Source organism: Paenibacillus rigui (assembly GCF_002234615.1).
GTDB lineage: Bacteria > Bacillota > Bacilli > Paenibacillales > NBRC-103111 > Paenibacillus_S > Paenibacillus_S rigui.
In genome coordinates this window covers 60,793-77,483 of record NZ_NMQW01000008.1, presented here as the reverse complement: position 1 = coordinate 77,483, position 16,691 = coordinate 60,793, and the positions used below count along the sequence as shown (strand labels likewise).

11 protein-coding genes and 1 pseudogene are annotated in these 16,691 nt (G+C 50.2%); 4 read left to right on the top strand and 8 right to left on the bottom strand.

Going from position 1 to position 16,691, the window contains the following annotated elements; all coding sequences use genetic code 11:
- Positions 1-99: 99 nt before the first annotated feature.
- The gene (locus CF651_RS05630) at positions 100-483 is read right to left on the bottom strand and encodes a MerR family transcriptional regulator (protein ID WP_094013881.1); all 384 of its coding nucleotides are present in this window, start codon (positions 481-483) and stop codon (positions 100-102) included.
- Positions 484-716: 233 nt separating this feature from the next.
- Between CF651_RS05630 and CF651_RS05625 the strand changes: the two genes are divergently transcribed.
- Both CF651_RS05625 and CF651_RS05620 read left to right on the top strand, forming a co-directional pair.
- Positions 717-1,472 (top strand): SDR family NAD(P)-dependent oxidoreductase, encoded by a 756-nt coding sequence (locus CF651_RS05625; protein WP_094013880.1) that lies wholly within the window; start codon positions 717-719, stop codon positions 1,470-1,472.
- A gap of 99 nt (positions 1,473-1,571) precedes the next feature.
- Positions 1,572-2,000: a tautomerase family protein gene (locus tag CF651_RS05620; RefSeq protein WP_245855722.1), complete on the top strand. Its 429-nt coding sequence runs from the start codon at positions 1,572-1,574 to the stop codon at positions 1,998-2,000.
- A gap of 420 nt (positions 2,001-2,420) precedes the next feature.
- On the opposite strand, the gene CF651_RS05615 is transcribed toward CF651_RS05620, so the two are convergent.
- From CF651_RS05615 to CF651_RS05600, 4 genes are all read right to left on the bottom strand, one after another.
- On the bottom strand, positions 2,421-3,464 hold the full coding sequence (locus tag CF651_RS05615; RefSeq protein ID WP_094013879.1) for a dienelactone hydrolase family protein: 1,044 nt from the start codon (positions 3,462-3,464) through the stop codon (positions 2,421-2,423).
- A 26-nt stretch (positions 3,465-3,490) separates the two neighbouring features.
- Positions 3,491-4,609, bottom strand: a complete 1,119-nt coding sequence (locus CF651_RS05610) for a glycoside hydrolase family 88/105 protein (protein WP_094013878.1) — start codon at positions 4,607-4,609, stop codon at positions 3,491-3,493.
- Positions 4,610-5,008: 399 nt separating this feature from the next.
- The gene (locus CF651_RS05605) at positions 5,009-11,419 is read right to left on the bottom strand and encodes an immunoglobulin-like domain-containing protein (protein WP_094013877.1); all 6,411 of its coding nucleotides are present in this window, start codon (positions 11,417-11,419) and stop codon (positions 5,009-5,011) included.
- Between the two features lie 363 nt (positions 11,420-11,782).
- Positions 11,783-12,142 (bottom strand): winged helix-turn-helix transcriptional regulator, encoded by a 360-nt coding sequence (locus CF651_RS05600; RefSeq protein WP_094013876.1) that lies wholly within the window; start codon positions 12,140-12,142, stop codon positions 11,783-11,785.
- 134 nt (positions 12,143-12,276) lie between these two features.
- On the opposite strand from CF651_RS05600, the gene CF651_RS05595 reads away from it, so the two are divergent.
- Positions 12,277-12,909: an FMN-dependent NADH-azoreductase gene (locus tag CF651_RS05595; RefSeq protein ID WP_094013875.1), complete on the top strand. Its 633-nt coding sequence runs from the start codon at positions 12,277-12,279 to the stop codon at positions 12,907-12,909.
- 145 nt (positions 12,910-13,054) lie between these two features.
- Here CF651_RS05595 and CF651_RS05590 read toward each other — a convergent pair whose 3' ends face one another.
- The 3 genes and pseudogenes from CF651_RS05590 to CF651_RS05580 all read right to left on the bottom strand — a co-directional run.
- Entirely contained in the window at positions 13,055-13,360 is a 306-nt protein-coding gene (locus tag CF651_RS05590) for a Dabb family protein (protein ID WP_094013874.1), read from the bottom strand.
- A gap of 106 nt (positions 13,361-13,466) precedes the next feature.
- Complete coding sequence (locus tag CF651_RS05585) at positions 13,467-14,978, bottom strand: extracellular solute-binding protein (RefSeq protein ID WP_094013873.1); 1,512 nt, start codon at positions 14,976-14,978, stop codon at positions 13,467-13,469.
- 569 nt (positions 14,979-15,547) lie between these two features.
- Positions 15,548-15,844, bottom strand: a pseudogene (locus tag CF651_RS05580) (winged helix-turn-helix transcriptional regulator); the annotation flags it as partial.
- 104 nt (positions 15,845-15,948) lie between these two features.
- Between CF651_RS05580 and CF651_RS05575 the strand changes: the two are divergent.
- A complete protein-coding gene (locus tag CF651_RS05575) occupies positions 15,949-16,677 on the top strand; it encodes an alpha/beta fold hydrolase (protein WP_245855721.1) in 729 nt (242 codons plus the stop codon).
- Positions 16,678-16,691 lie beyond the last annotated feature (14 nt).

Genomic DNA, 16,691 nt, shown 5'->3' with positions numbered 1-16,691 from the left:
GGACTTCGTGATAGAATCTATAACAGTCCAAGTACAATGATAGGCCTGGGCTATTGACGTGTACGCTGATACCGTATGCGTTTCGGAAACAGGCTTAAGTCAAATTTTGATGCTAGTCCGTTCAATCTGTGATTCTAATACATCATATAGAGCAAGTTTATAGTTTATTTTGTCCAAATTTAAATATAGTTCCCTTATACTCCTCTCAATATCTTTTTTATGATATAGCATCATCCTTTTTCGTTCCGAAATCGTCGAGTCCCCTTCTTTATACAAGTATACATACTTCTGAATTTGGGCAATCGGCATTCCTGTTGCCCGAAGTGCAGTAACAAAGTGTATCCAGCTTAAATCTTCTTCATCATACAACCGCTTCCCATTTTCATTTCTCTTCACATGTGGAAGCAGCCCCTCCTTTTCGTAATATCGAAGTGTGGGAGCCGCTATTCCTGTCAATTCAGTTACTTCTTTTATTGTCAACATAAATAAACCTTCATCCCCTTCTATTAAAGTATACTTTAAATAATTCCTTGGCTTTTCTAATTAAATTAGCCGTATTTTAGCTGTAAATAATGATATAAATAGGATTAAAACAAAGAATTCCTCTGTTCAATTATATACTTATTATTTCATCAAAAAAGCCTTGACTTCAAGTAAACTTTATCTCTTATGATAACAGTGTAATTAATAAAGATTCTTGAGAGGATGAAGTTACAATGACAAACATCTCAATCGTCACTGGGGGCAGCCGCGGACTTGGTCGCAATACTGCCATCAGTATTGCACGTCATGGCGGTGATGTCATCCTGACCTACCGCAGCCAAGTAGAAGAAGCAAAGTCTGTTGTTGCTGAAATCGAAGCTCTGGGGCGTAAAGCAGTCGCTCTACAACTCGATGTTGGAAACATCGCCAGCTTTGCGGCTTTTGCTAAGACAGTCCGTTCGACCTTGCATTCTACTTGGGATAGCCCCACTTTCAATCACCTGGTGAACAATGCCGGCCACGGAGAAATGATAGACTTCGCCGAAACAACAGAAGCTCAGTTCGACAGCTTGTTCAATGTGCACGTCAAGGGCGTGTTTTTCTTGACTCAGACCCTTCTGCCGCTTCTTGCGGATGGTGGCCGTATTGTGAATTTCTCATCAGGTCTCACTCGTGTATCTTATCCCGGATTCTCCGCCTACTCTGCGGCGAAGGGAGCGGTCGAGATTCTAACCATCTATATGGCTAAAGAACTCGGTCATCGCGGTATCACCGCTAATACCATTGCACCTGGTGCAATCGAAACCGATTTTCTAGGCGGTGCTGTACGCGATACGCCTGCTTACAATGACGCATTTGCCGCGATGGTTGCCCTTGGTCGTGTCGGCGTACCCGACGACATTGGTCCCGCAGTCGCCAGCTTACTCGGTTCCGACAATCGCTGGGTTAATGCGCAGAGAATCGAGGTCTCGGGCGGCCAGAACATCTGATGGCTAGTAATGGCCGCAAAGCACCTTCCTTCTAGTTGTCAGAGGCCGCTGCGTGGAGATGCGGCGGCCTCATAATATGTCTAAGGAAAGGAAAATACAATGCCAATGATTATTGTTCACGCACCTGAAGCTGCGTTCGATTTGAAGGCACGGCGAGCCATTGTCGGAGAACTTACAGATTTTGCTCTTGAATGCGAAACCTTGCCAAAGTCACCCTTCGTCAAAAGTACGGTTTGGACCTATTTTAATCTTTACGATCAGGATACTGTCTTTATGGGAGAAGAAGAAGCGACAACGAATGTTGTCAGCGTGCAGATCTTCGTCATTGAGGGCGGTTTAGACAGCGGCGCCAAAATGAGGCTGGTCGAAGGAGCTAGCGCAATTTTCGGACGGCAGCTCGGCACTTCTGACCTCATCCCCGTCTATATCATCATTCACGAAGTCCCCGAAGAAAATTGGGGGATCTTTGGGCGGAAAGCGGATTTAGCGGCTTTCCGAACATCACCAATTGACGCGGCAGCTATGTAATCATTTGAGCAGCATAACAACTTCAAATGCGGCCCAACAAATTTTCTGATACGACAATTTCATGTGTGGAGTTTGCGGAAACGAGGAGCTGCCATGCGGCATGCTCTCGACTATCGTGCCCGGTAGAGCTTAATCAGAAACTGTCCCCGATCAACCCGATAACCTGAAGCTGGCACATGCCAAAAATCGAGTCGGGAAAAACCATAGGAAAGATCATATTGGAGCATTTTAGCTAACCCATTAAAAATAAAAGGCGACCACAAGGAGTACCCCTAGTGATCGTCATTTTTCATATCCATTCTTCTCCACTAAACTACTTCCCATTCGTTCAACAAAATTCAAGGCCACGCCCATGCTTCGCATGGGAGCGGCCTCAACAGGTTCCAACTAATGATTATCGGCAAGGCTTTGCTTGCAGCCTTAGGTCTCCCTGCGGAGTTGCAGCTGCCGCTCCAGCCAGGCGTATGATTGCTCGCCGCACACCTCATGCCCGCCGGGGAACAGGTGGGAAGCCAGCTGATCCGGCACACCCGCAGCAGTATATACCTGCTCCAGCTTTGCCAGCGCCTTCTTCGTGCCGTGCAGCGGGAACAGCTGGTCCCGCTCCCCCGCCTCGATGAACAGTGCCCTCGGCGCAGTCAGGCCGATCAAATCCGGCATCTCGGCATAGCGGAGAATGCCCGGAATGTAATTGTCGATGCAATGACGACGATGCAAAATGCTATCGTAAAACGTATTCGTGTAGCAGCTCACCACCGCTGCACGAATACGTTCATCGAGCGCAGCCGTGAAGGCGGCCACGAGCCCGCCGCCGGACAAGCCGAAGATGCCGATGCGAGAGGCATCGATCTCCGGGCGTGTCGATACATAGTCGATCGCAGCCATCGTTTCCTGAATGCGCATGCCGGCAATCGTCTTGCCGAGCATCATCAGGAATACGCCGATCGGGAAGCACGAATTCGTATCCCGATTGACGATAACCTCCTGCTCCAGCTTGCGGTCACCGAAGCCGAGCAGCTCAGGGACAATGACGGCGAAGCCGCGCTTTACCAGCGCGACGCCGAATTTATGGTGCACGTTCGGATCGTCTCCGGCCTCATCCCCGTTCGGCAGCAGACCGACAGCAGACTTGCTGCCATAGCCATGGCCGTGACAGCCGACAACGACCGGCAGCTTCCCCTGCTTTCCTTTGGGGAGCAGCACATAGACGGGCATCGTCAGCGACTCCGCAGTTTGGAGCTCGATCCGCTCGCGTACGTAATCCTCATACTCAACACGCTCCAGCAGCCGCGGCGACGGATCCTGAATCGTATCGCCCCAACCGCCGAGCGATTCGATCAGCTTCTCCTTCAGCTCACTTCGCCATGCCTGCCACGACTCCCGGCTTCCTGCTTGAAAAGCCAGCCGTTGTGTGCCTGCTGCCGTATACAATCGTTCCAAATACGCATCCGGGTTCCAAGTCATGTTCGATTCCCGCCTTTCCTCCCATGTTATCTGGAAGCTGTAGCCTCAATTTCTACGCATGCCATAACGAACGGCGCATAGCCCTTCGGATCGTCTCTGCGTGTCGGTTCGCTGATATAATAAGCGAAGGAGCCGTCGCGGTAAGGCTTGTTGCCGAGCCCCGCCACACTGCAAATATAATCGAGGTAATAAGCTCCATCCTCGCCTTTGCCTACACAGCGCTCAAGCAGGCCTGCATGACCCCGTCTCGCCGCCTCCAGCGCATCCTTGCCCAAATAACCATGGCGTGCACCCTTAGCCAGTGCACATACGAACATCGCAGACGCGGAAGCTTCCAAATAATTGCCTTTGCGGTCGCCCTGATCCATAATTTGATACCACATCCCGGACTCCGCGTCCTGATATTTGATAATCGCTTGCGCCAAACGGTAGAAGATACCTACGATCTGCCCCCGTTTTGGATGGTCCAGCGGCAAATAATCCAATACATCGACGATAGCCATCACATACCAGCCGATCGCACGACCCCAGAAATGCGGGGAGCAGCCTGTTTCGTTATTCGCCCAGCGTTCTTCTTTCGTTTCATCCCAACCGTGATACAGCAAACCGGTCACCGGATCGCGGGATACTTTCTCCATCAGCAAAATTTCGTTCGCTACGTCGTCATACCATTCGTGCTCGTTGGTCAGCTGGGCGTAAGCCGCCAGCAGCGGGGAAGTCATGTACACACCGTCGAGCCACATTTGGAACGGGTAAATTTTCTTATGCCACAGGCCGCCCTCGCTTGTCCGGGGATGGCCCTTCAGCTGGGTGACGAGCAGCTCGATCGCTTTCTTGTACTTCTCCTCGCCTGTTTTCTCATACAGCATAAACAGTGACTTGCCTTGGTTAATCATATCGACGTTGTACTCGTTCAGCTCATACGTATCGATAGTGCCGTCCGGCTTGATAAACAGATCCATATTTTCTTTAATATATTGATAGTAACGCTCGTCTCCAGTGACACGATAAACGCGCTCGAGCATCGTTAATGCGCAGCCATTCTCGTAATTCCAGCATCTTCTTTTCTGAAAAGGCATGTCGGAGACGATCGGATATTTTTGCATAAAAGAATCAGCCATAGCTACAGACCAGGTAGTATTCATTGCTTTGTAATCCTCCTTCAGTAGTAAGGTAAATGCGGGTGAAGCCCTCGCGTGCCATGATCGGCAATCGCTTACAATCTTGCTGCAGCCCTAATTTACCTTAGCATATTTGCCCCAAAGAAACTTAGCGTTTCTTGCCGATTTCACCCTATCTTTATCGTATCTTGTTCAATTCCCAAGCAAATCGTGGCAAAGCCAGCCGAGGATGGCTCATAGTGGGTCCAGGGAAAGGGCTCTGGTCCGTTCCCTTTCAGATGAATGGCGCCGCATATATTGTGAAAATGTGATTTGACTATATAAGACGGACATCCCTGTCTTGAAAATAACCTAAAACGAGACAAGCAGTCCTCCCCTAGTCATAGGGAAGAGCTGCTTGCTTGTAAACCTAACGGAAGTTATTTATTTTTGCTTCATGCTTTTCAGCAGGTTGAACATCACTTGTGCGCTTTCTGCCCGCGTCATCTTTTCTTGAGGTGCGAATTGGTTGTTGTCTCGCCCTTTCAGTAAGCCGATTTCTTGCGCAATGCCGACCGAATTTTGTGCCCATGCGGAAATTTGATTCGAATCAGCAAACGTGGATTCTTTTCCTGGTGAAGCCTTCTTGCCGGTTGCAAACTCGTAGGCATGAGCGGCGATCACAGCCATTTCCTCACGGGTGATATTGGCATTCGGCTCGAAGGAATCCGTGCTGCGACCCGTCACGATACCCGCTTGGGTTAATACAGCGACAACCCCAGAATACCAATCGTTAGTGCCTACGTCTTTGAAGCTGGAACCAGAAGCTGCTGCTGGCTCGAGACCAAGCGCCCGCGCAATCATCGCCGAGTATTCTGCTCTCGTCACGTTGCCATGCGGGTTAAATTCAGCATCGGTCACGCCTTCGATCACGTGCTTGGCTGCCATTTTCGTAATGACGTCGTTCGCCCAGAAGGTTTCTTTCACGTCTGTGAATTGCTTGTTATACTCCAGCACGACGTACTGATTGAGACGATCAACCTTCGCGGTCATCGTTCCGTCTGTTTCCAAGGTTCCGCCACGGTAATAGAGGGTGCCGTTTGACCCGACTTCATAGACACCCAGCAAGTCGGGATCCGCCTTCGGATCGATTCTAAACGTAACAACCACTGGATCGACCAGCGTTGTTACCGCCACCTTGGCGCCGTCTGCCGTTACGACATGTACGGCCAAGTCATACATCTCACTTGCAGGAGAGAAGTGAACCGAACCGTTAAGTCCAGATTTATTCAAGACATCTTTCACTTCATCCTTCGATGCTACGGCTGCCGAGATATAGATTCGCGCTCCTTGAGCTTGATCTCCGGATACCGCTGTCTGGATATTCTTCAATACTTCATTGGAAATATTGATCGTCACATCCTTCTGAACTAAATGAAGCGACTTGTCTCCAATGATTTCCAAAACATTGCTAGGAAGCAGTACCGAATCTTTACCGTCTGTAATTTGTGCAGTGAATTGACCCGCAGTCGTTGCCTTCAAATCGTCCTTGCTCAACATTTGCGTCGAAGTCGGCTGCTGAGGCGTTGTCGTAACGGAAGGCACCGTTGACGAGCTCGAGTTGTGCTTATTGCCCTTATTATTGTTGTTAACTACTGCAGCTACTACTACAGTTCTTGTCACTTCATCAGCCGCATTGCCTGCTGCATCGCGCACATTGTAGTGATAGGTGTAGGTGCCTGCAGACGAAGTATCGATTGCCGTTACGACGGTACCATTCTTCGTAATCGTGGTTACGATATGGTCCGTAATGCTTCCATCACGGTCGTCCATTGCGCTGGCACCGACGTCGGCATAGGTGGCGCCAGCGATCAACTGAACCGTTGCGTCCCCATTCAGTGTAATCACCGGTTTCACTGTATCCATTACCGGAGCCGCTGTTACGTTGACCGTTCTTATCACTTCATTGGCCGCATTGCCTGCGGTATCACTTACATTGTAATGATAGATGTAGGTTGCCTGAACCACCGTACTGATGGACGAGGTCAGATTACCGTTGTAGGTAATGGTCGTTACCGTGCGGTTCGTAATATCGCCGTCATGATCGTCAACCGCCTTAACACCCGCATCGGTATAGCCTGCCCCGATTGCCAAGTTGACCGTTGCATCGCCGATCAGCGTGATGACGGGTTTAACCGTATCCGGTCCAGCTAAAACATGGACCGTTCTTGTGATTTCCTCAGCCGCATTGCCTGCAGCATCACTTACATTATAATGATACGTGTAGGTACCAGGTACGGAGGTATCCACAGCCGCTACTGGGTTTCCGTTGCTGGTTATAGTCGTTACGATCCGGCTGGTAATGTCGCTGTCCACGTTGTCGGTAGCCGTCGCTCCCGCATCCGTGTAGCTGGCACCCACCGTTACATTGACCGTTGCATTTCCTGTGAGCGTAATCACCGGCTTCGTCGTATCAGATGTCGTAATGGTTCCGACAACTGCTGCCGTTCCTTGAGCTTCACCTTTCGCCAGGGCGGCCGTAAAAGCAAAGCTGCCGTTTATGCTATCGGTTGCCGCTTGGAACGAGGTCATCGCCAAGTCGCCAATCGTAACGCCGGTTGCGCTCATACCGTTCAAATTGGCAAAGGTTTGCTGAAGCCAACTTTTGACATCCGCTTCCGTATTGGCCGTTGCTTTATTCACGCTGTAGGTTGCAGTCTCCATGATGGTTTTGGCGTTGGATACAGCCTGCAGATCGGCTGCAATGGCCGTTCTTTTTGCTACACCTAAATAGCTGATCAGTGCAGCTTGAGCGTACGTATTATTAATTTTATACTTAACTGTCGCGTCCAACGGAAGATCGAAATCGTAAGCAACCGTCACTCCGTCAGTTCCTGCTATCATGCCGGTTTTAATCGTCTTGGTTACCGTGTTTCCATCGGCATCCACATAGCTGAGACTCACATCCATCGTGCGGTTGCTGATATTCCACCAGTCCCGATGGAAGGAAGTGATCGTATACTTGCCAGCCTTCAAAGGAAGTACATAGACCAGCGGAGTATCCTTCGTGTTCGCCGTATAAACGCCTGTCTGACTCTTGTCCGTTTCGACTATGCTGCCGCCTAATCCTTTGTAGGAATAGCTGGCAGCTGCGTTCGTATGCCCCCAAACCGTATCGCTGCTGGTCAGCTGATCGGCTTTATCGTTAAGCAGATCGGTACCTGCCAAATTTTTGACTGCGGTATACGAAGACGTTACGGTGGAAGTGCTGATACCGGGATCCAGGAAGTAAACTAAACCTTCCGGTATAACCTCTGCCTGAACAGTTACGTAAAGATTTTTACCGCCGACAATTTCACCCTTAACCTGTACGGCTGAGTAGGGAACGGTGAACCGGTCAGCCGTATTGTTCTGCCATACGATATTCGCATCTGCATCTGTGGTACCGTCCGCAAGGGTTACTTTAACGGTCGTTGGAAGTCCCGCAACCGAGCTGCCGACTTTGGTCGCAACTACTGCTGGGATCGTACCCGTCAAGGCTACGGGCTGCTTCTTCAGCCTCATCGAGTCAACTGCCGTTTGCAGCGAATTCGTGGCAAGATCAATAGCCGATTGGGTAGCCGATGGATTCGCCAGCAGCGCTTGTGCCGTATTCAAAGCGTTCGTGAATGCAGTCCAATCCGCCGCGATATAGTCCACTTCCTGATAGCTGCTTACCTTTGCGATCAAATCGCTCAAGGCCGTTTTCGTAACATTACCGTAGATGTCGCCCAAAATATCGATTGCGTCTACACTAAAGCTTCCGCTTTTCACCATTAATCTTAACGTGTGAGGACCATTGGGCAATCCGCTGTACGAATAGCTTTCCGTACGTTTGCCGGTTACGGCCGGGATTACAACATTCGATCCGACAGAGGTACCGTCTACATATACATCAAGGGTAACCGTAGCGGTATCGCCCAACAGGCTGAAGCCGGTACCGGTGAACGGCAGCTGCAGGTACGTGAGTTCATTGCTGTCCGAAGATGGTGTAACCACTGCCTTCTCAATGGACATCGTATTGCCGGAGCCGCTGGCTGCACCGGTTTTAACAATTTTCACCGTATGCGTACCGGGCGCGAGTCCGTTTACCTGGTAAATGACTTGGCTGGAAGTGTTACCTGCGTAGGCAACATTGGTGGCGACTCTTTTCGATACATCATGGTTGTAGCCTTTGCCAAAATCGTCTAAATAAACATCCATTCGGGCGACGGAACCGGAGCCTTGCCCGATGCCGTATACCGTTACGCCGGTTCCGTTAAAGGTCAAGGAAGCGTAGCTGCCGTTATCGCCTGCCCAAGCATTGGCGGTATTGGAGCTCCATGCTAACGTATTACCATCATTTCGCACCAAATACCACCGGTTTAGCGTACCCTCTACTTTCGTAAGATTGCTCATCGGCGTAATCGTCGCGCCGCTTGTGGTCAAGGTCCGATGAATACGCGCGTAACCGCCGGACACACTGTGGCTCCAAGGGAAGTTGCCCTCGTGGTACGCAACACGGGAATCCAGATCGTCTACCCGCTCCTTTGCATAAGGCGCGTAGCCGTTCACGGCTTCCACTTTCAAATTGTCGAATACCGACGTTCGCAGGCTGGTTTGAAGCATTACTTGACCAGAAAGCAGCGTACCTGTGCTGCCATTGTCAAGATAATTGGTGATAACCTTATCGTCCAACGAAGCTGTAATGATATTGTTCACGGCTTTTACCGAGAACCTGTGCCATACCTTAGGATCGAAGCCGGTGAGGCTGCCGCTTGTCAACGTAGTCGTTTCACGAATCAACCGCCACGTGCCGTCGGCATAAACCCGGAATTTATAGCCGGATTCCGAATCGGCCGTCGTTCCCTGCAGCTTATGGCGTACGCCTAGAGCAACGTAGTTTTCCCCTGTGCGCGTTGGGTCCATATCCATCTTGAAGTCTATGGATGCGGCATAGTTGGTCCAACGCTCATCGCCTAACACCGTAAACGAAAAAGGAGTCGTAGCCCATGTACCCGGTTTGATGCCTGAATGGATCATTTGCCTTAAGCCGTTGGAGCCGTCCTTGCCAATGCCTTCGTAAACCTCGAAAGCGCCCCCTTGGTCGTTCGTATATCGTGGCGTACCGCCACGGCGTGCCAGGTAGCTTAAACCGTCAACAGTCGGATATCCGCTGTATTCGAAATCGTCCTCATAGAGAAGGGCAGGGTTGCTGCCGGGTACATCCAAAACGCTTTGCGCTGGAATCGTGTTGTTGCGCGTATACGGTGTACGTGGATGATCAGTATTCGGGTTATTCACCGTACTCGTTAAACTGACCATAGAGTGCGGTTTCACTGTAAGATTGTACGTATACCCGTCCAAAGTCCCGTTCGGTACCGGCGTAATGTCAGCGAGTCGTTGGTACCAGTTCGCGTCGTACTCTTGCCCGTTATCCGGTCCGCGAGTTTCCCAAACCTGTGCCGGACTGCCGGAGTTTACGATATTGTTCTTCACATCAAATTGGAAACTAGCCACACGGTCGCTGTCGTTGACCAGTACGCCGGAAAAATCCTTCTTGTCCGGGCTGATCAGGACTAGCCGATTATATTCAGCGCCGGTTGCGTTACCGTCCATTTCGCTATTGCCTCTGTTTCCAATGACGGCTGCACTGGCATTGGAGTACAACCAGTCTTTAGCCGCAAACTGGGTGAAATGCTGCACGGTATTTACGCCAACATCGATCGTGTAATGCCCCGACCACGGATCTTTGGCGGAAACGAGCTCTTTGCTGCTGTATTGTCCACCGCTGTAGAAAGCGGAGACGGCAGGCTGGAACATATAATGGGTCCGTTTGCCTTGAGTGTACATACCGATAAATCGGCCGGCCACGTCCAGCGCACTGCCTGGGCCTCCGAACGGTTGGTCGTAATTCACCCGGTATTGGGACCAGGTCTGCGGAGCCACGCCCTCGCTGTACCAAACTTCCTTCTGATTATCCTGATTGACCTTCACATAGTTGGCACTGGTGGCCATGTTATAGTGATAGGCCATAACATCGACTGCCTTCATTAGGTCGGCATCAGCCAGCATTCGGTCCGGAATGTTCAGTGTAGTGTTCTCGTCGGAGGCGACGATCTTAATTTTATCGTAGTTCGGGAAATCGGAATCTTGATGCATCCGGTTTGCGAACCACTTAATGAAATTCACATTCGGCGTGCTCGTTTCGTTACGGTCCGGATTGATGTAATCGAGCGTGTAGCCGTAGGTGTCCTTCAACGCGATGGCCGTCTCCTTATACCACTTGTACAAGCGCTCATAAGCTGCTTGAGTTGCCGGAAGCGTCGGATCGGCAGAGTTGCCGTCACTCCAAGGCTGAACCCAGTTCGGCTCGGTCCAGCGCAGAATGCTAACCTTGATGTTAGGATTGATCTTCTTGGCATCCGCTGCAAATACAAAGCCTGCTCCACGGCGAACGTTGGCCGGTTCATCCGCAGAACGCTTGGTTGCCGGCTCGGTACCGGACGACGTGTTGGAGTCGTTACCCATTTCTACCTTAATGTGCGTGATGCCGGCTCCGGTATCCTGATTGAACAGCAAATTCATGATTTGCCAGTATTGATCCGGGTGCTCTTCCTTATAATCCAGCAGTAAGCGGGACGTATTGTTGGCAGATACGGCGCCGTAGCCTTTAAACGTGTTGACTGGGTTGGTGTCGACAGCGTTAGCGTCAATCGTAACGACCTGTGGCGCCGGATCGGCAGCTTTTACAGGTAAAGCCGGAATAAATGGAATTGTGAGAGAAGCCGCCAATACCAATGCAATACCTCTCTTTAGGATCCTACTTTGACTCATTGCCTCACTCCATTCTGTGTCATAGTATAAAAAGTCATTCACGCCTGGAAAGCGAATTCAGAAAACGTATTCAGAATACGCTTTCAATTAAACTCGTTTATATACGTATCGCTGCGTTCAGCCGGTGCCTTTCGGTCTTCAGCCGGCTCATGCTCTCATCAATTTATCCTCTCCTCTCCTGGATAAGCGCAATGAATTGTAAGCGATACCAGATGAGCGCACTATTTGACCAATACATCTTCTCCTTCCATATAAAGCCATTATAGATAAGGGGCTTGTAAAATAAATGCAATTTTTTTTACCTCTTTTCTTTTTATTTTTACATCTTCTATTGAATGAAACGGATCAGCGTAATGTCGAACGCTAGTCCGTTTCTGTTTGTTCATTTTTTGCCTCTTTGAGCTGCTTTCGCTCGAGATGGGCCGCTCCCCATTGATGTAAGGTTTCCAAAATCGGGGACAGGCTCTTGCCGTATTCCGTGATGGAGTATTCCACTTTCGGCGGGATTTGCGGATAAATAACTCGTTTAACGATCTCTTCCTCCTCCAATTCGCGCAGATGGAGCGTAAGCATCCTTTGCGTGATATCGGGCAGCAATCTCCTTAGCTCATTGAAACGCAAAGGTTTACCTTGAAGCAAATGATAAAGGATAATCGGCTTCCATTTGCCGACGATCGAATCCAGCGCCACAACGAATTGACATTGGACAGGGTTCTTTTGCATACGTTGGCCTCCATTACAGTACCTTTTTTAATACTATACAACATGATTGTGCCTACTTCACATAAAAATATATATAGTATATGATCAGCCCTAGAAGTGTAATGATTCTAATTACAGAAGGGAAGTTTTAATTAATGGCAACTGTACTGTACATCACCGCACATCCCCTTGATCCTCAGTCATCTTTCAGCCTCGCGGTAGGCGCGAAATTTATTGAAGCGTACCGTGAAGCCAATCCAACAGATGAAGTTGTTCATTTGGATCTGTACAAAGAGAATATTCCGCAATTCGATGCCGATGTTTTACGTGGTTGGGGAAAGCTTCGGTCAGGCTCGGCTTTCGATCAACTGTCGGAAGCGGAGAAATCAAAAGTAGCTCGTCTTGAGGCGGTTGTTGATCAATTTGTGGCTGCTGATAAATACGTGTATGTTTCCCCCATGTGGAATTTCTCGATCCCGCCGGTTTTGAAAGCATACACAGATGCGACTTCAATTCCGGGCAAGACTTTCAAATATACCGAAAATGGTCCTGTAGGTCTGTTGTCCGGCAAGAAAGCCTTACACATTCAAGCTAGCGGTTCTGTTTATTCGGAGGGTCCACTTGCTCCTATTGAAATGGGATACAGCTATCTTAATAAAGTTTTACAGTTCTATGGGATTCAATCTATTGAGGCCATTTTTGTTGAAGGGACGGCATCATTAGAGCAAGCTCCAGCTATTAAAGAAAAAGCAATGGCACATGCTAAGGAAGTTGCCAAACGTTTCTGATATTGGGAGCGTAATTCGGGGGAGCCCCTCGTTATCCGTTAGGAAAATAAGTCGCATCATTTCCTAAAGTAAAAAAAGCCTGTTGAGTTTTCCCAACAGACTGAACGCAGGCCAACGCGGCCTGCGTTCTTTTTTTGCATAATTGTCATTTTACAATCGGATAATCAACCACGACCACATTGTCGAGGATCCCATCCAGCATACCGACAAATTGCTGGTGCATCGGATGCGGGCCGTATTGGCGCAATGCCTCCTGATCGGTGAAGGTAACCCGAAGCCCGAGCGTGTAGCCGTGCATATTACCGGTTTCTTCGGTGACGTTGACTCCTGCTGTCAGTTCGACGATCCCGGGTATGCGTCCTTTGAAGGACAGCAGCGTTTCGAGCAGCTGCGCCTCCATACCCGGCTGGAATTTTTCATTGAATTTGAAGCTGACGAGATGCTCATACATGGGATGAAGCCCCCTAACGGTCTATAGTCTGCACTTGGACTGACAATGCCACATCCAGCATACCATACCTCTCGGGTTCCATGCTTGCCTCCTTGCAGTTCAGACCCTATTTCTTCGTCTTCAGGTAAGCTTCCTTGTATTCCTGAGCCAGCTTGTCGCCGCCGGCCTTTCTCCACTTCTCGATTTCAGCCTTCCATCCGGCTTCATCAATTTTACCCATGATGAATTTCGTTTCGGCGTCCGTAATCATTTGCTCCAGCTCTTTGCCCCGCTCCGCAAACGTTTGCGAATCCAGGGTTAATACCGGGTTCGGTACGATAAATTGCTCATTCGATTTACCGATGCTCGTATTTTTACGGAACAGGTCAGGCTGCTTGGCAGGCTTGGCAATATTGTAATATTCATTGCGCTGCGGCAGGTTATCGCGGTAAGGCTTGACTTCCTTCACGTCCGCATCGCGGTCCAGCACTTCCGTGAATTCGCCTTTATCCGCCCAATGCCGCCCCTCGATTCCTTTGACAAGCAGCGTCGCCATCTTCGGATCCATCAGCTGATCGACGAATTTCAGCACCTTCTTCAGTTCCGCCTCCGTTTTAACGGATGCTTTCGGAATCGCGAGGAAGCCGTTATTCCCGCTTTCTCCCGGCAGCCTTCTGCCGTTAGGGCCTTCCAGCGGCGCGGCATCCACCACGGCGTTCGGCACGACCTTCACCAGCTTATCCATCCAGCTTTGGGCGTTGCCTCCGCTAATTTGAATGCCGGCCCGGCCGGATTCATACGCTTTGGTGACTTCTGTCGAATCGACCACCGCAAAATCCTGGTTGATCAGCTTTTCATCGTATAACCGTTTGAACAGCTTCATCGTTTGGAAGAACGGCTCCGTCATAAACTCGGGCGTAAAGGTTCCGTTATCGTTTTGCCATTTGTTCGGTCCGCCTTGGGCCACCGATAGCCGGGTAAGCGTGGAGCCTGAATCCTGGTTGTATTTTTTATCCATCATGAATCCCAATGTATCATTTTTGCCGTTCTTATCCGGATCGCCGAGCGAGATCCCTTTAATGACGTTGTACCAGTCATCCAACGATTTAGGCGGCTGCAGTCCGAGCGTATCCAGCCAATCTTTGCGGTAGTGAACTACGGCGCGGCCAAGATCCCGGAACAACGGAACGCCGTAGATTTTCCCGTTGACCGAAATATTATCGTAAAATTGCTTGTTTTGTGCATTCAGGTTCTTGTAATCCTTCAAGTAAGGGCCAATCTCCCAAAATTGATCGGATTTCAAGGTACCGATGACCGTAGGCGTATAATTCAGTTTAATCAGCGATGGCAGCTCGCCTGAGGCGATCATCACGTTGACCTTCTCATCGTAGGCGGACGAAGGAATCCACTGAATTTGCAAATCCGTATTCGTATACGCTTTGATCGCTTTCTCCATATCATTGTCCTTGAGCGGGATTTCTCCGACCTGATTGACCACCAGGGTAATCGGATACGGCTTGTTATCCTCAGCCGGTCCTTTACTGCCTCCATCCGCTGCCTTATCCCCGCCGCAGGCCGTTAAAGCTGTAGTTAGAAGCAGGATACCGCTCATCGTCATTGCCGTTTGTTTCTTCTTCATGGGTGACCCTCTCTCTCATCAATTGTCGATGTTCAATAGCTGCCCCCATTATGTCCCGTACCATTGTGAATTGCTATACCTTATAATTAACTTTATTCCGCGATCCCCCCAAACACTGCGGTTAACCCCCGGTTTATCGGTTCAATAGCTTCTATGCAACCAGCCATACGCCGGACATAACCCGATATTGTACCTCTTGCCTTCCAGCCCAATTCAAACGTGCCTCTTCGAAGGCTCCATGCCTACACAACGGATCTCTTGATTCGTACCAAATGACCCTCGCGAATATACAGCACCTCGTCGCCGGCGGAATGAAATCGTATCGAGGCGTCTTGCGCCGAGCTTCCTTCGTACCGCCCTTGAATCCACCCGTCCCCAAACTTTACTTCCATAAGAGAACCGTAACGAACCGGCTCCCCTCCGACAACATGCTCCGCCCCGAAGCCGCTTTCCACACCAGCCTGAACAATAGGCGCCTCGACAATCGCCTTCTCCCATTGCTCCGGGGTCATTGGGTCGTGCCCGCCAAGACATGACGTGCTGCCCGTAACCTTCGCCCCCGGCAGCGGTTCCGCCCACAATCTCATCGCTGCAAAAATCGGCTGGAGCCGCTGCCCCCGCTCCGTAAGATCATATTCAACGTGCAGGGGGACGCCGGGATAGAGCGTCCGTGTCACGATTCCTTTTTCCTCTAACAGTCGAAGCCGGTCTGTCAACGTTTTCGGGCTGATCGGGTGAAGCGAACGGCGCAGCTCCCCGAAACGCTTGATGCCATTGAACAAGTCGAACAGCAGCAGCAGGGTCCACTTGCCATCCAAAAGCTCCAAGACGGGCTCGATCGCGTCAGGACAGGAAGGGTTAATCATAGGTGTTCCCCCTTAGTTCATTTTTTGAAACTATTGCACTTTTTTGTAACTACTTTTCAAATTTACCATAGTCAGCTAACCTTGTGAAAGAGGAGGTGAACAAAGTGAAGATAGCGATAAAGAGACCGTTTGACGTGGACGCATCGGAATATCCGTTCAAGGATCATTGGTTGCCCTATCGTGACGGAATCATTCATTACATCGATGAAGGGCAAGGACCGACAGTGCTTCTGCTGCACGGAAATCCGACGTGGTCCTACCTGTACCGCAATGTCATTAAGGAGCTGAGCGGCAGCTGCCGGCTGATCGCTTTGGATTATCCCGGCTTCGGCATGTCAAAGGCTCCTTCCGGGTATGGCTTTACCCCACAGGAGCAATCGGCTGCGGTAGAGGAATTCATCCGTCACTTGGGCCTGAAGCATTTTGTGTTAGTGGTTCAAGATTGGGGAGGCCCTGTCGGATTCCATTATGCCGTACGGCACCGGGAAAACCTGCGAGGCATCGTCTTGATGAACACCTGGGCATGGCCCGCAACGCTTATGCCGATGAAGCTTTTTTCGTTGGCTATGGGAGGCTGGCCTCTTGGCTATTGGCTTCAAACCCAGCGAAATTTTTTTGCCGCAAAAATTGTTCCCCACGGTATCCACCATGCGGAAAACGTGACGGAAAGTCTGAGAAAGGCTTACACCGACCCTTTTCCCACCCCCCAATCAAGAATACCGACATGGGTATTCCCCTGGCAGATCCGGAAGGCAAAGGCATGGCTGGCGCACATCGAAGCCAAGCTGCCGTTTTTATCCGATGTCCCCGCACAAATTTTGTGGGGAACGTAGGATAGCGCAGGCTT